The sequence below is a fragment of the Rhodococcus sp. Ni2 genome (genome assembly GCF_021352185.1).
GTDB lineage: Bacteria > Actinomycetota > Actinomycetes > Mycobacteriales > Mycobacteriaceae > Rhodococcus_F > Rhodococcus_F qingshengii.
This window is the reverse complement of sequence record NZ_WOXZ01000002.1, coordinates 2,723,488-2,741,139: the sequence shown is the minus strand read 5'-3', so window position 1 is coordinate 2,741,139 and position 17,652 is coordinate 2,723,488. Positions and strand designations below refer to the sequence as shown.

The 17,652-nt window shown below is 63.9% G+C and carries 19 protein-coding genes and 2 tRNA genes; 7 read left to right on the top strand and 14 right to left on the bottom strand.

Features of this window, described 5'->3' with window-relative positions:
* Window positions 1-138: 138 nt before the first annotated feature.
* The 5 genes from GN300_RS26220 to GN300_RS26200 all read right to left on the bottom strand — a co-directional run bounded on the left by GN300_RS26220 (window position 139) and on the right by GN300_RS26200 (window position 4,006).
* On the bottom strand, window positions 139-1,389 hold the full coding sequence (locus GN300_RS26220) for a trans-acting enoyl reductase family protein (protein ID WP_063316374.1): 1,251 nt from the start codon (window positions 1,387-1,389) through the stop codon (window positions 139-141).
* Between the two features lie 44 nt (window positions 1,390-1,433).
* Window positions 1,434-1,865 (bottom strand): universal stress protein, encoded by a 432-nt coding sequence (locus tag GN300_RS26215; RefSeq protein WP_063316375.1) that lies wholly within the window; start codon window positions 1,863-1,865, stop codon window positions 1,434-1,436.
* 157 nt (window positions 1,866-2,022) lie between these two features.
* Window positions 2,023-3,564: an SDR family NAD(P)-dependent oxidoreductase gene (locus GN300_RS26210; protein ID WP_074447104.1), complete on the bottom strand. Its 1,542-nt coding sequence runs from the start codon at window positions 3,562-3,564 to the stop codon at window positions 2,023-2,025.
* Between the two features lie 108 nt (window positions 3,565-3,672).
* Window positions 3,673-3,758 (bottom strand) — tRNA-Leu (locus GN300_RS26205).
* A 162-nt stretch (window positions 3,759-3,920) separates the two neighbouring features.
* Window positions 3,921-4,006 (bottom strand) — tRNA-Leu (locus tag GN300_RS26200).
* 118 nt (window positions 4,007-4,124) lie between these two features.
* On the opposite strand from GN300_RS26200, the gene GN300_RS26195 reads away from it, so the two are divergent.
* On the top strand, window positions 4,125-5,477 hold the full coding sequence (locus tag GN300_RS26195) for a M20/M25/M40 family metallo-hydrolase (RefSeq protein ID WP_003946170.1): 1,353 nt from the start codon (window positions 4,125-4,127) through the stop codon (window positions 5,475-5,477).
* A gap of 65 nt (window positions 5,478-5,542) precedes the next feature.
* Window positions 5,543-6,079 (top strand): YbhB/YbcL family Raf kinase inhibitor-like protein, encoded by a 537-nt coding sequence (locus tag GN300_RS26190; protein ID WP_007733394.1) that lies wholly within the window; start codon window positions 5,543-5,545, stop codon window positions 6,077-6,079.
* 58 nt (window positions 6,080-6,137) lie between these two features.
* On the opposite strand, the gene GN300_RS26185 is transcribed toward GN300_RS26190, so the two are convergent.
* The 3 genes from GN300_RS26185 to GN300_RS26175 form a co-directional block, all read right to left on the bottom strand.
* Window positions 6,138-7,208, bottom strand: coding sequence for a quinone-dependent dihydroorotate dehydrogenase (locus tag GN300_RS26185; RefSeq protein WP_003946149.1), 1,071 nt, complete (start codon window positions 7,206-7,208; stop codon window positions 6,138-6,140).
* Between the two features lie 75 nt (window positions 7,209-7,283).
* The gene (locus GN300_RS26180; RefSeq protein ID WP_003946171.1) at window positions 7,284-7,532 is read right to left on the bottom strand and encodes a DUF5703 family protein; all 249 of its coding nucleotides are present in this window, start codon (window positions 7,530-7,532) and stop codon (window positions 7,284-7,286) included.
* Entirely contained in the window at window positions 7,532-8,557 is a 1,026-nt protein-coding gene (locus tag GN300_RS26175) for a YncE family protein (RefSeq protein ID WP_063316376.1), read from the bottom strand. The genes GN300_RS26180 and GN300_RS26175 overlap by 1 nt, the downstream gene beginning before the upstream one ends.
* Window positions 8,558-8,740: 183 nt before the next feature.
* Here GN300_RS26175 and GN300_RS26170 point away from each other — a divergent pair, with 183 nt between their 5' ends.
* Entirely contained in the window at window positions 8,741-9,163 is a 423-nt protein-coding gene (locus GN300_RS26170) for a hypothetical protein (RefSeq protein ID WP_007733387.1), read from the top strand.
* Here the strand turns inward: GN300_RS26170 and GN300_RS26165 are convergent.
* The 5 genes from GN300_RS26165 to GN300_RS26145 form a co-directional block, all read right to left on the bottom strand.
* A complete protein-coding gene (locus GN300_RS26165) occupies window positions 9,144-10,007 on the bottom strand; it encodes a heme ABC transporter ATP-binding protein (protein ID WP_007733386.1) in 864 nt (287 codons plus the stop codon). The genes GN300_RS26170 and GN300_RS26165 overlap by 20 nt on opposite strands.
* The gene (locus GN300_RS26160) at window positions 10,004-11,098 is read right to left on the bottom strand and encodes an iron ABC transporter permease (RefSeq protein WP_042451000.1); all 1,095 of its coding nucleotides are present in this window, start codon (window positions 11,096-11,098) and stop codon (window positions 10,004-10,006) included. The genes GN300_RS26165 and GN300_RS26160 overlap by 4 nt, the downstream gene beginning before the upstream one ends.
* Window positions 11,099-11,161: 63 nt before the next feature.
* Window positions 11,162-12,169 carry a hemin ABC transporter substrate-binding protein gene (locus GN300_RS26155; RefSeq protein ID WP_042450998.1) on the bottom strand — a complete coding sequence of 336 codons (1,008 nt, stop codon included), beginning with the start codon at window positions 12,167-12,169 and terminating at the stop codon, window positions 11,162-11,164.
* The gene (locus GN300_RS26150; protein ID WP_003946162.1) at window positions 12,166-12,852 is read right to left on the bottom strand and encodes a heme oxygenase (biliverdin-producing); all 687 of its coding nucleotides are present in this window, start codon (window positions 12,850-12,852) and stop codon (window positions 12,166-12,168) included. Before GN300_RS26150 ends, GN300_RS26155 begins: the two co-directional genes overlap by 4 nt.
* A gap of 92 nt (window positions 12,853-12,944) precedes the next feature.
* Window positions 12,945-13,880 carry an aldo/keto reductase gene (locus tag GN300_RS26145; RefSeq protein ID WP_063316377.1) on the bottom strand — a complete coding sequence of 312 codons (936 nt, stop codon included), beginning with the start codon at window positions 13,878-13,880 and terminating at the stop codon, window positions 12,945-12,947.
* 228 nt (window positions 13,881-14,108) lie between these two features.
* Here GN300_RS26145 and GN300_RS26140 point away from each other — a divergent pair, with 228 nt between their 5' ends.
* The 4 genes from GN300_RS26140 to GN300_RS26125 are packed head-to-tail and all read left to right on the top strand — an operon-like array spanning window position 14,109 to window position 17,174.
* Window positions 14,109-14,954: an undecaprenyl-diphosphate phosphatase gene (locus tag GN300_RS26140; RefSeq protein ID WP_030537531.1), complete on the top strand. Its 846-nt coding sequence runs from the start codon at window positions 14,109-14,111 to the stop codon at window positions 14,952-14,954.
* 58 nt (window positions 14,955-15,012) lie between these two features.
* Window positions 15,013-15,708 carry a histidine phosphatase family protein gene (locus tag GN300_RS26135; RefSeq protein WP_003946173.1) on the top strand — a complete coding sequence of 232 codons (696 nt, stop codon included), beginning with the start codon at window positions 15,013-15,015 and terminating at the stop codon, window positions 15,706-15,708.
* 55 nt (window positions 15,709-15,763) lie between these two features.
* A complete protein-coding gene (locus GN300_RS26130) occupies window positions 15,764-16,363 on the top strand; it encodes a DUF3090 domain-containing protein (protein ID WP_003946200.1) in 600 nt (199 codons plus the stop codon).
* A gap of 4 nt (window positions 16,364-16,367) precedes the next feature.
* A complete protein-coding gene (locus GN300_RS26125) occupies window positions 16,368-17,174 on the top strand; it encodes an SCO1664 family protein (RefSeq protein WP_030537533.1) in 807 nt (268 codons plus the stop codon).
* On the opposite strand, the gene GN300_RS26120 is transcribed toward GN300_RS26125, so the two are convergent.
* Window positions 17,171-17,632 carry a MarR family winged helix-turn-helix transcriptional regulator gene (locus tag GN300_RS26120; RefSeq protein ID WP_003946187.1) on the bottom strand — a complete coding sequence of 154 codons (462 nt, stop codon included), beginning with the start codon at window positions 17,630-17,632 and terminating at the stop codon, window positions 17,171-17,173. The two genes, GN300_RS26125 and GN300_RS26120, sit on opposite strands and share 4 nt — an antisense overlap.
* Window positions 17,633-17,652 lie beyond the last annotated feature (20 nt).

Here is a 17,652-nt window from a genome sequence, read left to right as displayed (position 1 = left end):
TTCCGAAAGCGGAGCATCACATATGGATGCCATGAACCAACATCAATGTTACCTGGGAGTATTCCCACCGCTGTCCGCGCCCTGAGCTGCGATAATCGGGCGCGAAGAGCTGAAACGATCAAGTGAAATTCGTTCTGTCTAAAGTTTGCGCGCGGAAATCTCGAAACCAGCCGCGCGTAGACGCTCGACCAGGACGTCGCCGAGCGCTGTCGCTGGAGTCAAAACGCCGGTGGCCGGGGGAAGAGCCTTTTGGTCCTTCGCCAATGACAACGCAGATTCGCCGAGCATTACCGCCGTCGCGCTGTATCCCGGGTCGCCCTTCGCCTTCACTCGTGATGTGTATCGGGCGCCGGTCGTGGTCGTGGTGAACACGTCGAGCGCGAAGTGGCCCTTCTTCTGGGTGCTCTCGCTCGGACCTTCACCGGGAGCCGGCAATACCTTGTCGAGAAGGAAACGTGTCGGAGGTAGAGCGAGTCCGGCGACCAGCGCGCCGAGGCCGACCGCCACGCCGCCCGCAATCACCGGTGACACCACCGATGAGCCGACGCTCATCACCTCGCTGTACTTGAACTTCTTGCCGTACGCCCACTCTCGGAGCGCATTGCTGCGACGGACGACTCGTGTGTTGTACGACGCCATCACGAACGGCGCTTTCCACCCCTTCAACGACGGATCGATCTTCTTGCCGTCGACCACGCTCACGTCGCTCTGGCGTCCGAGTTCGGGCTCCCGATCACGATCGGGGCTCAGCGAGTACGGCGAGGCAGCAAGTTTCCGCAGGCGCGCATCGTCTTTCGACACGTCGATCTGGTTGCGAAGCGAATCGATGGTGCCACCGCTCACGCCGCCGCGCAGGGCCGTGACCACCAGGGTGGTGTCGGTGAGCTCGCCGGCGCCGTCGGCGGCGACCTTCTCGTGCAGGACGTGAACTCCGAGATCGGAAGGGATGGAATCGAATCCGCAGGAATGGACGATCTTGGCACCGGTCGACACGGCCAGGGCGTGGTTAGCGTCGATGCTCTCGCGGTGGAACAGCACCTCGCCGGTGAGGTCGACGTAATGAGTTCCGGCGGAGGCGCATTCGTGAACAAGGGCGTGGCCGTACTTGGCATACGGGCCGACCGTGGTGGCGACGACCCGGGTTCGCTGGGCGAGTGCCTTCAGTGCGGTGGCGTCGTCGGCGTCGGCGATGATCAGGGGGAGATCGGCAGCGGCGGTACCCAGATCGGCGCGAGTGGCTGCCAACTTCTCGAGGGAACGGCCACCGAGGCCGATCTTCGTGCCTTCGGGAGCATGTTTGACGAGGTAGTCGGCGAGTAGCTTACCGACGAAGCCGCTCGCTCCGTAGACGATGATGTCGAGTTCTCGGGCGGGCGAGGTTCCAGTCATGGAGCCAGCCTACAAACGAGCACCCGAAAGTGATGTGACCGAGGTCACTCGGCGGGGAGGGGTTCCTTGACGACGAGGATCGGAGCCTCCACTTCGAGTAGGAGACGCTGCAGCGGGCGTTCGAGGAGGAACTTGCCGATGGGGGACATCCGGCGTGTTCCAACGATCAGGAGATCGACACCCGCGTCGTGGACCAGGTCGACGAGCGCGGTAACCGGATCGCCGTCGTGCTCGGTGGTGCGCAGATCCCACTTCGTTTCCGAGAATCCACCGGCGTCGAGCGCCGACTGGATTTCGCCGCGAAGAGCGGCCCGATCGTCCTCGGTGTCTCCGAGGTTGGCCGTGCCTCCGATGTTGACGTCGTCCAGGACGTGCAGAACCAGCAGTTCCTCGCTTCGACCCACGGATTCCCGTGCGGCGGCCACGATTGCGGCGCGGCCTTCCGGGCTGTCCTTGTGTACGACGGCGATCGTCATGGTTCCTCCGAGTCGGTGAGCAGGTACGCACTCCATTATCGCCTGCAATGCTGTGCTCTACCTGAAATGAGCTACTCGACACGGGGGTTTGGGGGTGACGAGATCGCCACATCGGGGCGGCTGGGTGCTGCCCATCACGAATGCGGCGTGCTGCCGATCACCACGGCGAAGGTTTGTAATCCTTGAGGAAGCAGCCGTGCAGGTCGACGCCCAGTTCACCCTGAACGATGGGGTCGTAGACGCGGGCGGCACCGTCGACGAGGTCGAGTGGTGCGTGAAAACCTTCGTCGGCCAACCGCATCTTGGTGAAGTGCGGGCGTTCGTCGGTGATCCAACCGGTGTCGACGGCGGTCATGAGGATGCCGTCGTCGAGCATTTCCTTGGAGCTGGTGCGGGTCAGCATGTTCAGTGCTGCCTTGGCCATGTTGGTGTGCGGGTGGCCAGGGCCCTTGTACGCGCGGCTGAACTGGCCTTCCATGGCGGAAACGTTCACGACGTACTTGCGTCGTGCAGCGGCCGCGGCCATCGACGGGCGCAAGCGCGAAACGAGGATGAAGGGCGCGACCGAGTTGCAGAGCTGGACTTCGAGAAGCTCGATCGGATCGACCTCCTCGACGGTCTGGACCCAACTGTTGGTGTGCGCGAGGTCCGGCAGCAGCCCGCCGGCGTCGATGGCGATGCCTTGCTCGATGCGATCGGGTGAAGCCGACTTGGCGACGAGTGCGAGTGAACTGACCGCGTCGGCGGACAGATTTCCGGAGGTGATGCTTGCGACATCCGACAGCGATCCGGCCAGAGCCGCGGGGTGAGCGTCGCTCGTCTTGCCGAAGGTCAGGACATCAGGCAGTTCACCGGCGGGCAGCGCTCCGGACTCGGCGTCGACCAGAGCGCCGTAGGCACCGGGGGAGCGTCGGACGGTTTGCGCGGCGTTGTTGATGAGGATGTCGAGTGGACCCTGTGCGGCAACGGAATCCGCGAGTGCAACAACCTGGGCGGGGTCGCGGAGGTCGATGCCGACGATGCGCAGACGGTGAATCCAGTCGTTGCTGTCTTCCATCGCTTTGAATCGGCGGATCGCGTCGTTGGGGAATCGCGTCGTGATGGTCAGATGTGCGCCGTCACGCAGCAGGCGCAACGCGATGTACATGCCGATCTTCGCGCGGCCGCCGGTCAGAAGTGCGCGTCGGCCGGTGAGATCAGTGCTGGCATCACGTTTGCTGCGGCTGGTGGCAGCGCAATCGGGGCACAGTTGGTGGTAGAAGGCGTCGACTGCGGTGTAGCGCTGCTTGCAGATGTAGCACGGCCGCGCCTTGATGAGCGTTCCGGCGGAGGCGCCGGCGGTGTTCGACTTGATCGGAATGCCTGCGGTCTCGTCGTCGATGCGATCGGGTGAACCGGTGGCAGTCGCAGCGACCACTTGGCGGTCGGCTTCGTTGACGGCTGCGCGCGAGGCGAGGCGACGCTTCTTCTTGAGTCGCTTGAACAGATGGCCGACAGCGCGCTGCATGGTGATCGAATCGGGATGCTCGTCGTCGAGTTCGGCGGCTTCGGAAAGGACCTTCAGGCAGATTTCGAGTTCTGCGGGGTCGAGTCCGGTGAGTTCGGCTCGAGCAGATTCTGAATCGGCTGTTTCCAGCGAATCTGCCTGCAGTGCATCCGACTTCTTGGTGTCTGTATCCACTTCGAACTTCTGTTCCATCTCGATCGCCGCTCGCGCGGACTGTTCCCTGGTGCGGGAACTTCGCCAATTACGAGAAAAGCTCCGGTTCGATGAACCGGAGCTTTTCCTGTCTGTCTCAACACAGAGTGTCCGAGGGGGGACTTGAACCCCCACGTCCGTTAATAGGACACTAGCACCTCAAGCTAGCGCGTCTGCCATTCCGCCACTCGGACTCGGCCCCGATTTCTCGGTGCTGGGAAAGAGTATCCGATGCCATCCCCAGGTCCCAAATCGCCCCACTGCTGTGCGCCTTTATTAACCGCCGGGGGTTAATAAAGGCGCACAGCAAAAAGACCCCAACCTGATCAGGCTGGGGTCTTTCTGCTGTATTCGAGTGTCCGAGGGGGGACTTGAACCCCCACGTCCGTTAATAGGACACTAGCACCTCAAGCTAGCGCGTCTGCCATTCCGCCACTCGGACTCGGCCCCGATTTCTCGGTGCTGGGAAAGAGTATCCGATTAGGTGAGCTGCCCCAAATCGCCAGGTTGCGGGGCATTCCGGTCGCCCGCGTCGTTTGATTCGATGGTAGGAAAGTGGAATGACCACAACCCCGAATAATCCGAATCCGAGCAGAGCCGAAGCAGAAGTAGTCGAACTGGTCAGTTCCCTCATCCGCTTCGACACCTCGAACACGGGAGAACTCGAAACCACCAAAGGCGAGCGTGCGTGCGCGGAGTGGGTTGCCGCGCAGCTTCAAGAAGTCGGTTACGAGACGGAATACGTCGAGTCCGGAGCACCCGGCCGAGGAAATGTCTTTGCTCGTTTGAAGGGAGCCGAGTCGGGTCGTGGTGCGTTGATGCTTCACGGTCACCTCGACGTAGTTCCGGCCGAGCCCGCCGACTGGAGCGTCCATCCCTTTGCCGGCACCGTCCAGGACGGTTACGTCTGGGGGCGCGGCGCCGTGGACATGAAGGACATGGTCGGGATGATCCTGGCCCTCGCCAGACAGTTCAAGGCGGAAGGCGTCGTACCGCCGCGTGATCTGGTGTTCGCCTTCGTGGCGGACGAGGAAGCTGGCGGAAAGTACGGATGCCAGTGGCTGGTCGAGCACCGCCCGGATCTGTTCGAGGGAGTGACCGAGGCCGTGGGTGAGGTCGGCGGTTTCTCGCTGACGGTTCCGCGGCCTGACGGAACCGACCGCCGGCTCTACCTCGTGGAGACTGCGGAAAAGGGCCTCGGTTGGATGCGTCTGACTGCCAAGGGACGCGCCGGACACGGCTCCTTCCTCCACGACGACAACGCAGTCGCGACACTCGCCGGCGCGGTCTCGAGGCTTGCTGCCCACCAGTTCCCGATCGTGATCTCGGATTCGGTCGCGGAGTTCCTGACCGCCGTCGGCGAGGAGACCGGATTGGACTTCGATCCGGGATCACCCGACATCGACGGGACTCTCGCGAAGTTGGGGACGATCGCCAACATCATCGGGGCGACGTTCCGTGACACGGCGAACCCGACGATGCTCAAGGCCGGATACAAGGCGAACGTCATTCCGCAGACGGCCGAGGCGGTCTTCGACTGCCGCGTGCTGCCGGGACGTCAGGCCGAATTCGAGCGAACGGTGGACCAACTGATCGGTCCCGACGTGACCCGCGAGTGGATCACCAAGCTGGATTCGTACGAAACAACGTTCGACGGCCATCTCGTAGACGCCATGAACGAGGCGATCCTCGCCCACGATCCGGAGGCTCGCACAGTTCCGTACATGCTCTCCGGCGGAACCGACGCGAAGGCATTCGCGAAACTGGGCATTCGCTGCTTCGGCTTCGCGCCGTTGCAGTTGCCGCCCGAGCTGGATTTCAGCGCGCTGTTCCACGGCGTCGACGAGCGAGTTCCGGTGGACGCACTACTGTTCGGGACACGTGTTCTGGAACATTTCCTGCTCAATTCCTGACGAGCACGTAGATAGATCCGTGAGCTCGACGCACATCGAGCTCTCTTGTCACAGAAAGGATTCGCATGGCGCACGATCCGTACGAACCATTGCCGAAGTTGCCGAGTTTCGAGCTGACCAGTGACGACATCACTGCGGGCCAGCCGCTGAAGCTTGCTCAGGCCAGTGGAGCCTTCGGTGTCCCCGGTGGCGAAGACATCTCACCGCAGCTCTCGTGGTCCGGCTTTCCGGCCGAGACGAAGAGCTTCGTCGTGACGGTGTTCGATCCGGACGCACCGACTGCGTCGGGGTTCTGGCACTGGGCCGTGGCGAACATCCCCGCTTCCGTCACCGAGCTCCCCGCCGGTGCCGGCGCGGCGGACAGCGATGTCCTGCCCGCCGGAACCGTCACCCTCCGCCACGATGGTGGTGGGTTCGGTTTCATCGGTGCAGGCCCGCCTCCCGGGCACGGTCCGCATCGCTACATCGTCGCGGTGCATGCCCTCGACGTGGAGACACTCGACGGAGTCACCCCTGACTCGTCGCCGGCGTTCCTCGGTTTCAACGTGTTCCATCACGCGATTGCGCGTGCAACCTTGACCGGGACGTTCGAGGTCGAATAGTCACCATGCTGTGCGCCTTTATTAACCGCGGGCGGTTAATAAAGGCGCACAGCAGTTTCTAGCGAGGGTTCTCAGCTCCCACAGCCTGGGCAATTGACGAGAAGCCGGCTGCGCGGACCCGCTTGGCTATGCCCTTGTGGATGCTGCGAGCCCAGAACGGTCCGCCGTAGATGAAGCCGGTGTATCCCTGCACCAGCGTCGCGCCGGCGAGGATCCGTTCCCACGCCTGATCGGCCGTCTCGATACCGCCGACCGAGATGATGGTCATCTTGTCGCCCACTCGGGCGTACAGGCGCCGAAGTACTTCGAGTGAGCGCTCGGCGACCGGTGCACCGGACAGCCCGCCTGCGCCGAGTGCAGCTACCTCGGCGTCCGGGGTCTTCAAACCGTCGCGACGGATCGTGGTGTTGGTTGCGACGATTCCGGCAAGTCCGAGTTCGATTGCCAGATCGGCGACCGCGTCGACGTCCTCGTCCGAGAGGTCGGGCGCGATCTTCACCAGTACCGGCACGCTGACGGTGTCGAGCACGGCCTGCAGGATCGGGCGCAGTGATTCGACGGCCTGCAGATCACGGAGTCCAGGTGTGTTCGGCGAGCTGACATTCACGACCATGAAGTCGGCCAGCGGACCCAGAAGCTGCGCGCTGGCGGTGTAGTCGGCAGCGGCGTCGGCGGCTTCGACGATCTTGGTCTTGCCGATGTTGGCACCGATCGGCACCGTGACGCGGCGCTGTCGCAGGAAATTCGCCGCGTGACCAGCGCCGTGGTTGTTGAAGCCCATCCGGTTGATCAGAGCGCGGTCGGCCGGAAGACGGAAGAGACGCGGCGCGGGGTTACCGGGCTGAGCCTGGGCCGTCACTGTTCCGACCTCGGCGAAACCGAATCCCAACGGGCCCCAGGCGTCGACGCCGGTGGCGTCCTTGTCGAATCCTGCGGCGAGGCCGAGAGGTGCCGGGAACGTCAGACCGAATGCCTGACTCCGCAGAACCGGGTCGTCGACGACAAGGACTTTTGCGACCAGCCAGCGAAGGGGAGCGAACCGTGTCACCAGTTTCATCGCGGTGAAGGCAATGTGGTGGATGCGTTCCGGTGGGACCCGGAACATCAGGCTCAGCAGCAGTTGGTACACGATTCTCCAGCTCTTCGATGGTGTGATTTTGTCAGCGGTTTCGACAGCGGCGGGCCCTGGTCGTCTGTTGAACGATCAGTGCTGAATGCCGTCCGGATCGGTCACGTGCAGCGGCGTCTTCTTTCGCTTGAGGAGCACGCGACGACTGCCGTCGGGGTAGAGACGGACTCGGGAGAGTTCCCATCCGCCGAACTCGGCGGAGATCGCCAGGCGCATCGACGCCGTGACCCGCGAAACGTTCGGCGGTAGCCGGAGCGGCACGTAGTCGAACTTGTCGTCCGACGTCTCCCACTGCGCGGGGATCCCGCGCGTACGCTTTTCCATCAGTTCTCCCGTGACGGGATGACCTGCAGCCCGTCACCGGTTGCCGATCCGACGATCAGATTGCCGTTGGAAGAGTCTACGGCCAACGAATTCGGCTGTCGCACCGTCTTGAACCGTCCGGTCTCCACGGGGATGCCGGACGACAGATCGAAGCCGACCACTTCGTTGGTCGCGGTCAGCGTGACCCACACCCGATCCGCGGCCTCGTCGTAGGCGACGGCGTACGGCGACTCGCCGACGGGGTAGCGCTGGTGCATCAGGAGCGGATCGGCAGTGAAGACGAGCAGTTCGTTTCCGGTGGTGTCGGTGACAAGGATGCGTCCGAAGCGATCGGTGGCCAGATGAGTTGCGCCCTCACCGGCGCGAAGAGCGACGCCGAGTTTGCCGTCTTCGAGATTGATCGCCGTCAGCGAGGTCTGACGGTGATCGAGGGCGCTCAGGTTGTCGCCGGTGACCGCGAGTTCGTCGACGGATGCGAATCCCGAAACCGTCTGTGACTGATCGGTCTTCGGGTCGACGATGTGAACTGAACCATTGTCCGTGCCGATCGCGATGCGGCCGTCGTTGAGTTCGACCGCTGAATTCGCCTGCCCGTCGACCGGGATGGACATCTGTTCGCCCGAAGTCAGATTCAGCTTCACTACCTGGCGATCCATCGACAGAAGAGCGCTACCGTCAGAGCCGATCGAAACGTCGCGTACGTCGGAATCCAGGGCTGTTGGACGACCTGCAGAGGCGGGGTCGGCGCCGGCCAAACTGTCCGAAGGAACGACCAGCACCGAACGGGGATCGTTGGCAACCACTACAGCGCTGCGCGTGATCGGGTCGAATGTGATGGAATCGATCAGACCTGAATACGGGTGAACCACGCCGTCCGGGGTACTGGTGGTGGCCGGTGAGACCGCTGCCGTTGCGGGATCGATCGTGATGAGGTCGTCTCCGCCATCTCTGGAAGAACATCCTGTGACCAGCAGAACCGCCGCCCCCATTGCTGCTGCAGTGGTGCGGATCCCTAGGCGAGCCATGTGTAGTTCCTCTTTTTCTTGTCATCTGTTCTTCACGCAGTGCGACTGTCATCGATCATCCCTGATCGCAGTCGGGCGCCGTTCATCGCGTCGAGGAACTACCGACCATTCCGCTCACACCCTTGACGCGATACCGTACGAACAGCGGTTGCGGTTGACGCTGCAATCACCGAGGAGATCATTGTGATTCCCACAGAACCCACCGATTCCGGCGCGCAGTCGCCCGAACCGGCGCGGCCGGGCTTCGAGATCGAGGACCTCACCGTCGGCGCTCACGCACACGGTTTCGGCAGGTCCGACGGTCGAACTTTCGCGTTCCGCGTACGAAAGAGCATGCTGTTCGTCGAGGTATACGGCGAATACTGCGAGCACAGTGTGCCGACCCCTGCAGACGTTGTCGCCACCGCGGAGCGATCGGTGACCGACATCGATCTGACCGACGAGCGAAGCATCGCCGGTGTGGTCCGCGACGCAGTTCTGTCCACGGAGGCTGATTGGTCACAGCCCGGTCCCGGTGACGGAGTTCGTGAGGGCGACGGCCGCAGCCTGCCGACGGTGAGAGCCGTCCTGAACAGGCTGGGATCGATCATCGATTCTGTTCGGTGAATTCTCGGCGCGGGATGACCAGCGTTGCTCCGGTTGTCGGATGCGGGAACACCTCGACCGGATAACCGTAGACGCGGGTCAGAAGCTCTTCGTGCAACACCGATTCCGGGGGACCGTCAGCGGCGATGCGGCCGTTTTCGAGCACGACGATCCGATCCGCGTACGCCGCTGCCAACGCGAGGTCGTGCAAAACGACGACGACGGCATCGCCGTCCGCAGCGCGAGCGCGCGCCACGGACATCACCGCCTCCTGGTGTCCGAGGTCGAGAGCTGCAGTCGGCTCGTCCAGCAGGATGGTCGACGTTTCCTGTGCCAGTACCCGGGCCAGCGCGACCCGCGCCTGCTCGCCGCCGGACAGCACGGCGAACGGCCGATTGGCAAACCCCTCGACATCGCAGGTCTTCATCGCCGCGGTGATAGCAGCGCCGTCGCGGTCTTCTCGGCGAGTTCCGGTCCATGGCGCACGTCCCATACGAACCACCTGGCGAGCGCTGAACGAAAATCCGATGGTGTGTTTCTGGGGGAGCACCGCGCGTCGGCGCGCCATGTCGATCGGCGACCACTGAGTGAGGTCGGTGCCGTCAACGTCCACCCGCCCAGCGATGACGGGCTGATCACCGGCCAACGCCGCAAGAAGAGTCGACTTACCGGCGCCGTTCGGTCCGACGAGAACGACTAGCTCGCCTGCCCGGACTTCGATGGACACGCCTTCCAGAATCTGCCGACCACCGCGTTCGACGGTGATGTCGCGCGCCTCGAGGGTGACATCACCGACGGCTGGGCTCTTCGGTTCGGGGGTGACGCGGCCGAACAGTTCGCGCCAGTTTCTTACGAGGCTGCTCATGCCCACCCGCCCTGTTGCGCGCGCGTGCGTCGGAGAAGCCAGAAGAAGAAGGGGCCGCCCACCAGAGCGGTCAGCATTCCGAGGGGCAGGTCTGCGTTGTCGATCAGCGACCGCGAGCCCAGATCTGCGACAAGCAGAACCAGTGCGCCGGCGAGGGCGCTCGCCGGAATCAGCGCGCGGTGGCCAGGTCCGACGAGAATGCGCATCAGGTGCGGAACGACCAGGCCGACGAAGAGGATGATTCCCGTGAAGGCAACACTCGCCGAGACCAAGAGAGCGACGATCAGTACCGCGAACTGGCGAAGCCGTTCGACGTTGACGCCCAGATGACGGGCCGCGTGTTCACCGAGCGCCAGCAGGTCGAGACGTGGGGCGATCATCATGGTCGCGGCGATCCCGACGACGGTCATCGGCGCCACGATCAGGACTGCGTTCCAGGAAGCGCCGTTGAGTGAGCCGAGTTGCCAGAACACGATCTGATCGCGAGCGGACGGGCTGGCGACGAAGGTGAAGAACGCGATGAGCCCGCCGGCGAACGCGTTGATCGCGACGCCCGTCAGCACCAACGTCACTACTTCGGTTCGGCCTTCGTGCCGAGCCAGCAGGTAGACCGCCGCGGTGGTGACCAGCCCGGCGACGAACGCAGCCGCAGCAACGGCCCAGCCGGCCACGAACGTTCCCCCGACGACGATGACAGCACTCGCGCCAACTGCCGCGCCCGCAGACACTCCGATCACTCCGGGTTCTGCGAGCGGATTGGAGAACACACCCTGCAGGAGCGCACCGGAACATCCCAGCGCCGCGCCGACACAGATGGCGAGCACGACGCGGGGGAATCGAACCTCCCACAAAGTCACTTCACCGCTGGGATGGGCGGGCATCGGACCGAGGTCGAGCCCGATGCGATGCAGGATGCTGCCCAAAACCTCGAGAGGCGACGTCGGAACTTGACCGATGCACGCCGACAGCACCGCGACGATCACGAGGGCGAGAGTCAAGCTGACCAGAACCGCACTCACCCGCGACCGCGACGCGGGGCCAGACGCCGACTTGTCGGCGCCCCCGACGTCGTGTGAATCCTCGGCCGACACAGTCTTACCTGCTTCGGAACTACCTGTCTCTGTACTCACGAATCAGCACTCACGAATCTTTGCTCACGATCCACCGGGCTCGTAGATCGCTTCGGCGAGTGCCGCCATGACGCGTCCGGTGTTCGGCCCGAAGCTGAGCAGTACTCCGTCCGCCATGTCGACTACTCGTTTGTTCTTTCCAGCCGGCGTCTGAGCGATGCCAGGGACCTTTTCGAGGCCGTCGATTCCGCCGATCGATGCCAATCCGTCCGTCATCATCAGCAGGGCGTCAGGCGCTGCGGCGATGAGCGCTTCGCTGGTGATGGGCACGAACTGTTGTGTGATGCCCGAGGCGGTTCCTGCATCGGTGGCGCCGAGTGCCTCGATCAAGGAATCTGCTCCGGACCCTTCACCGCCGATCATGGTGATGGCCGATCCGCGCATGTAGAGGAATGCGATTTTCAGTGGATCGCCCTCGGTGGGGACCAGATCGCGAGCTCCAGCGATTTCCGATTCGGTCCGATCGACCAGCGCTGCGCCCTGGGCGGGTACGCCGAGCGCGTCGGCGACGGCCTGGAGTTGTCCTGGCACACCCTCGAGTGTTCGGGTCGGATCGAAGAAGACGACGGGAACACCGGCGGCGCGCAACTGATCCTGGACGCTCTTGGGCCCGATACTGGTGTCGGTGAGAACAACGGTGGGATTGAGGTCGAGAATCGCCTCGGTGTTGAGCGATTGGCCGCCGACCGTGACAACCGGCACGTCCGCGACTGCGGGGAACTTGGCGGCGGTGTCGCGGCCGACGAGATTGTCACCGAGGCCGAGCGCCACCGTCGTCGTCGCGAGCGTCCCGTAGCGGTCGGCCGCAACAATCCGGCTGTTGTCGGTGATGGTCACGTCGACGCCGTCGAAGCTCTTCACCGTCACGGGCAGTGTCGCGGTCGGGTTGTCGGACACGGGAACCGGGCTGGAATCTTCGAGTACCGCGGTCCTGGCACCCTGAGATGTCGTCGAAGTGTCGCTGGACCCGCAAGCCACCAGACCGAAACCGGCTGCTGCGACCAGAGCCGCCGCGGCCAAGCGCTTCATCATTTGACGAGGTAGCTCTCGATGTCGCCTTCGAGGTCGGCGAACAGGTCGCCGTTGAGGCGGTACGCCAGATTCACCTCGTCGATGAAACGCTGCTGTTCCTCGGCGGGAATCTGCAGTGCATCCAGATTCGAGCGGTAGTCGTCCTTGAAAGGCTTCGGCTTGGGGATGCCTTCGAAGATGTAGAAGCGAAGTCCGTCGGTCTCGAATCCGTAGGCGCGTTCGAGCATCCGGCGGATGATCTGTCCGCCCGAGAGATCGCCCATGTACCGAAGGTAGTGATGTGCGACGAAGCCGGCAGGCCAGTCGAACGCCACCTCCTTCAGGCGGGCGATGTAGCGCTCGGTTGCCGGCAGTGCCACGAGTTCGTCGCGCCAGTTCGGTCCGCCGAGGAACTCGAGATCGGCCTCGAGTGAAGCCACGCGCAACAGATCCTCGGACAGGAACGGGGCGACCAACTCGTTGTCGGCGTGTGTGCGGCCGGCCTCTTCGAGGCTCGTGTAGACGAGGTACGTCTGTCCCAGAAGTGCGGCGTAGCCAGCCGTGGTCAGCTCACCGCCGAGTAGTGCGCCTACGAATCGCGACTGCTCCGTCTCGCGGTGTGCTGCGTCCGTCTCGGTCTTGATTCGTTCGGAGAAGGCTGGGCCTGCGTCTGCGGAAAGGCTGTCTACGTCGAGCGTGGTCATTGATTCTCCTGAGGCTGTAGTCAAGCGTTGCCTACTAGGTTAGCCTGCCCTCGCCAACGCGATACCTCCGGTATTTCGATCAGCGGGACAGATCAAGCGCTCACATCGTCGAGAGCCGCGGCAATCGCTTTCGGAAGTTCCAATTCTTCGGTTGCCAGTACTCCTGTCAACTGGGCGAGATCACGCGTGCCGACGACGGCGCTGGCCACCCCGGCGCGATCGCGCGCCCAGGCCAGTGCCACCGCCAGTGGGGAAGTACCCAGACCGTCGGCAGCGGTAACGACTGCGTCGACCACCCGGATCGAGGAATCGGTCAGATAGCTCTGCACATCCTGCGAATGTGCTTCGTCGGCGCCGCGCGAATCGACGGGAATGCCGTCGCGGTACTTGCCGGTCAGCACACCGCCCGCGAGGGGTACTGCGGCGAACACTCCGACGCCGTGATGGGCCGCCGCTGCGAACAATTCTTCCTCGACGCCGCGTGCGAGCAACGAGTACTCGGCCTGCGTCGCGGCGAGTGTTGTTGCGCCACCGGCTCCTACGGCCGTCGCGAGCTGCCAGCCGAGGTAGCCGCGAACTCCGACGTACCGCACCTTGCCGCTCGAGACGGCGTAGTCGAGGGTTGCTGCAACCTCGTCGACAGGCGTGAGCGGATCCCAGGTTGCGACCTGCCACATGTCGAGGAAGTCGGTTCCGAGTTCACGAAGAGTCGCGTCGAGCTGGCGGAGCAATCCGCGCCGCGAGCAGTCGACGCGGTCGGTGCCGATCGGTGTGGGGTCGATGCCGGCGCTCGAGCTGACGATGAGTTCGTCACGTGGAACGACGTCGTCGAGCAACTCGGCGAGGATTCGTTGCGCCGCACCGGCGCCGTAGGCGGGCGAGGTGTCGACCAGGGTTCCGCCGGCCTCGGCGAACGCGAGTAGCTGCGCAGCAGCCTCGTCGCCGTCCGTGTCGCGTCCCCATGTCAGTGTGCCGAGCCCAAGTCGCGAGACCCGAAGTCCGCTCGTTCCGACAGATCTGTGCTTCATAACCGCCTGCATCTCGCGCCCGACTCGTGTGCGCAAGTGCGGCACCCGAGAGATCTCACCACGTGCAGACTAGTAGGCGCTCGCCTCGAGTCGGGGTATTCGGACACGGACGTGCCGGGCGCGGCGCGGCGCCGTGGGCCCCGGTAGCGTGGCGCCGGTGAAACGTGAACCCGACACACGAAACCTGTGTGCAGTAACCCCATTCGAATCAGCCGGGATCGGTGAGTGATGGGCGAAGCGATGACCTGGCTCCAGGCCGTGATCCTGGGCCTCGTGCAGGGCTTGACCGAGTTCCTGCCCATCTCGTCTTCCGGACATTTGCGAATCGTGTCGGAGATATTCTTCGGCAGTGACGCCGGCGCGTCGTTCACCGCGGTGACGCAGCTCGGCACCGAGTTGGCGGTCCTGATCTACTTCGCACGCGACATCGTGAGGATCATCACTGCCTGGTTCCGAGGTGTGTTCAATGCCGAGCACCGGGGCGATCTCGATTACCGGATGGGCTGGTACGTCATCATCGGCACCATCCCGGTCGGCATCCTCGGGTTCTTCTTCAAAGACCAGATCCGTACCGGCGCACGCAATCTGTGGCTGATTGCCACGATGCTGATCGTGTTCGCGCTCGTCATCGCTGCTGCCGAGTACTACGGACGCAAGACGCGCCCGATCGAATCGCTCACAGCGCGCGACGGCATCATCATGGGTTCGGCTCAGGCGCTCGCGCTCATCCCGGGTGTCTCACGTTCGGGTGGCACGATCAGTGCCGGCCTTTTCCTCGGACTCACCCGTGAGGCCGCAGCCCGTTACTCGTTCCTGTTGGCGATTCCGGCAGTTCTCGCCTCCGGTTTGTTCAGCCTCCCGGATGCCTTCGAGCCGGCCGGTGAGGGTCTGAACGCGAGCGGTCCGCAGTTGCTGGTGGCAACCGTCATCGCCTTCGCGGTCGGTTACGCAGCGATCGCCTGGCTGCTTCGATTTGTTGTCGATCACTCCATGTACTGGTTCGTCGGATACAGAATCGCTCTCGGCGTAGTCGTCCTTGCGTTGCTGGCCACAGGGGTCGTGTCCGCGACATAGGGCCCGTTTCGACGTCGACCACCCGTCCGTGCGGCCACCGCCCCATTAGGGTTGTGGAATGACAGTTGTCCTACTGCGGCACGGGCGGTCGACGTCCAACACTGCCCATACCCTGGCCGGTCGAACGCCGGGTGTGGAACTCGACGACCACGGCCGGAAACAGGCCGAAGGCGTCGTCGATCGGCTGGTCGGTCTGGACATCGCGGAGATCGTCCGCTCGCCGCTGTTGCGGTGTGAGCAGACGGTCGGCCCCATTGCCGTCGACCGTGGTCTGACGCCGGTGGTCGAGGATCGCCTCATCGAGGTCGATTACGGCGACTGGACGGGTCGCCCGCTCAAGGAACTCTTGGAAGAACCGCTCTGGAAAGTGGTGCAGCGCCACGCTTCCGGTGCAGTGTTTCCCGGCGGTGAAGGGCTGGCCCAGGTACAGGCGCGAGCCGTTGCCGCGATCCGAGAGCACGACGCACGGCTGGCCGAAGAACACGGCAAGGACGTCGTCTGGATCGCGTGCACGCACGGTGACGTCATCAAATCGGTTCTCGCCGACGCGTTTGCGATGCACCTCGATTCGTTCCAGCGCATCGTCGCCGAGCCCGCCTCGGTCAGTGTGATTCGCTACACGGCGACACTGCCGTTCGTTCTTCGCGTCAACGACACCGGAGACGTACTCGCCGCGATCGGTGCAGCGAAGGCCGCGACCAACGGTTCGGCTCCCGCGCAGGAGTCCGTCCCCGGCGGAGAGGTCGGTGCGTGAGCTGTGACGGATAATGGGTATTCAGTGATGTTCTGCTCGAACTCGAGGAGGTGCAATGTCGCGCGCGATTCACGTATTTCGCACTCCTGACCGATTTGTCGCAGGAACGGTGGGCGAACCCGGTGACAGGTCTTTCTATCTCCAGGCCGTGCACGAATCACGGGTGGTGAGTGTGCTGCTCGAGAAGCAGCAGGTTCAGGTTCTCGCCGATCGCATGGGCTTACTCCTCGAAGAGGTGCATCGACGCTTCGGAACCGAGGTTCCGCCACAAGCCGACGACGTCTCCGACCTCAGCCCGCTGGTCACACCACTCGACGCGGAGTTCCGGGTCGGCACGATGGGGCTCGGTTGGGACGCCGATGCCGGGGCGGTCGTCGTGGAGCTGCTTGCCGTCAGCGAGACGGAGTTCGACGAATCGGTTGTCCTCGACGACGCCGACGACGGTCCGGACGCAGTCCGTGTGTTCCTGACTCCGGAGCAAGCGCGCGAGTTTTCGCTGCGGTCCGAACGCGTCATCGCGGCGGGACGCGCGCCGTGCCCGCTGTGTGGTGAACCGTTGGCGCCCGAGGGGCACGTCTGCATCCGCACCAATGGGTACCGACGCGGCGAGTCCTTCGGTTTCGCGATCGACGACGCAGACGACGACGAGGTCTGACGTCGTGTCCGAACCTGGTGTGCCGGACGTGCTGCTCGAGGGTGATCTGACTCTGATCGGTCAGATCACCACGGCGAGCAACGCCACGCTGGTATGTGAGTCGACTCTGGGGGAGAAGTCCACCCGCGTGGTCTACAAGCCGGTCCGGGGTGAACGCCCACTGTGGGATTTCCCGGACGGCACACTGGCGGGGCGTGAGGTCGCGTCGTACCGCGTGTCCGAGGCGCTGGGTTGGGGAGTGATTCCGCGAACAGTGTTGCGGGACGGCCCCTTCGGTCCAGGCATGGTGCAGCGATGGATCGACACCGTCGATCGCCGTGCGGATGGATCTGGCGGACTCGAGATGGTGGACCTGTGCAGTCCCGGCAACGTTCCGCCGGGGTGGTTCGAGGTCCTGCAGGCCTTCGACTCGGAGGGTGAACCCGTCTCCCTGATCCATGCGGACGATCCACGGCTGCAGCGAATGGCCGTTCTGGACGTCCTCATCAACAACGCCGACCGCAAGGGTGGTCACGCCCTCGAGGGCGTCGACGGCTCGGTGTACGGCGTTGATCACGGAATCTGTCTTCACTCGGAGAACAAGCTGCGGACCGTGTTGTGGGGGTGGGCCGGGCAGCCTGTACCCGGTGCCTTGATTGCCGACGTCGCCGAATTCGCGACAACTCTCGACGGGGATCTCGGCGACGAGTTGTCCGAACTGATCACCGAGGAAGAGATCGTGGCTTTGGCGGTGCGGGCGATGCAGTTCGCAGAGTCGGCCGTGATGCCCGAACCGAACGGCCATCGAACGATTCCCTGGCCGGCCTTCTAGTCGCGAGACGTTTCCTGCTGTTCGCGAGTTGCCGTCTTCAATCCGGGTGAGCGAACCAATCGCAGTAGTTGTTCGCGCAGCGCGGCGACATCCCCGACGCCGACGGTCAACGCCGCATCTTCCTTCTCGAGCGTCAGTAGTCGCTCGTACGTCAGTCTTCCGGCGTCGGTTATCGCGATCACGCGCCGACGCTCGTCCCTCGGATCGGTGTCACGAGTGACGTAACCCGCTCGTTCGAGACGGTCGATCGTGCGGCTCATCGTCTGATCGGTGACGCGGGCGTTCTTCGCGATGTCGCGTTGAGACGCCGCCCCACCGGCGATCGAGTGGAGCACGATCAGGCCCGCGTGCGTCATGTCCTGAGACCGCAAGACCTTCTCCCACGAGTGCTCCACCAGGCGTGCAGCGGTGGACAACAGCCGGCCGGTGGGCCAGTCGTCCAGGCCGTCGCTGCTCATTTTTCTGCCTTCCGTTTGCA

What these genes read in the sequence shown, in the direction of transcription:
- GN300_RS26220 (WP_063316374.1), bottom strand. Translation starts at nt 1,389, where the DNA reads ATGACTGGAACCTCGCCCGCCCGAGAACTCGACATCATCGTCTACGGA.
- GN300_RS26215 (WP_063316375.1), bottom strand. Translation starts at nt 1,865, where the DNA reads ATGACGATCGCCGTCGTACACAAGGACAGCCCGGAAGGCCGCGCCGCA.
- GN300_RS26210 (WP_074447104.1), bottom strand. Translation starts at nt 3,564, where the DNA reads ATGGAACAGAAGTTCGAAGTGGATACAGACACCAAGAAGTCGGATGCA.
- GN300_RS26195 (WP_003946170.1), top strand. Translation starts at nt 4,125, where the DNA reads ATGACCACAACCCCGAATAATCCGAATCCGAGCAGAGCCGAAGCAGAA.
- GN300_RS26190 (WP_007733394.1), top strand. Translation starts at nt 5,543, where the DNA reads ATGGCGCACGATCCGTACGAACCATTGCCGAAGTTGCCGAGTTTCGAG.
- GN300_RS26180 (WP_003946171.1), bottom strand. Translation starts at nt 7,532, where the DNA reads ATGGAAAAGCGTACGCGCGGGATCCCCGCGCAGTGGGAGACGTCGGAC.
- GN300_RS26175 (WP_063316376.1), bottom strand. Translation starts at nt 8,557, where the DNA reads ATGGCTCGCCTAGGGATCCGCACCACTGCAGCAGCAATGGGGGCGGCG.
- GN300_RS26165 (WP_007733386.1), bottom strand. Translation starts at nt 10,007, where the DNA reads ATGAGCAGCCTCGTAAGAAACTGGCGCGAACTGTTCGGCCGCGTCACC.
- GN300_RS26155 (WP_042450998.1), bottom strand. Translation starts at nt 12,169, where the DNA reads ATGATGAAGCGCTTGGCCGCGGCGGCTCTGGTCGCAGCAGCCGGTTTC.
- GN300_RS26150 (WP_003946162.1), bottom strand. Translation starts at nt 12,852, where the DNA reads ATGACCACGCTCGACGTAGACAGCCTTTCCGCAGACGCAGGCCCAGCC.
- GN300_RS26145 (WP_063316377.1), bottom strand. Translation starts at nt 13,880, where the DNA reads ATGAAGCACAGATCTGTCGGAACGAGCGGACTTCGGGTCTCGCGACTT.
- GN300_RS26140 (WP_030537531.1), top strand. Translation starts at nt 14,109, where the DNA reads ATGGGCGAAGCGATGACCTGGCTCCAGGCCGTGATCCTGGGCCTCGTG.
- GN300_RS26135 (WP_003946173.1), top strand. Translation starts at nt 15,013, where the DNA reads ATGACAGTTGTCCTACTGCGGCACGGGCGGTCGACGTCCAACACTGCC.
- GN300_RS26130 (WP_003946200.1), top strand. Translation starts at nt 15,764, where the DNA reads ATGTCGCGCGCGATTCACGTATTTCGCACTCCTGACCGATTTGTCGCA.
- GN300_RS26120 (WP_003946187.1), bottom strand. Translation starts at nt 17,632, where the DNA reads ATGAGCAGCGACGGCCTGGACGACTGGCCCACCGGCCGGCTGTTGTCC.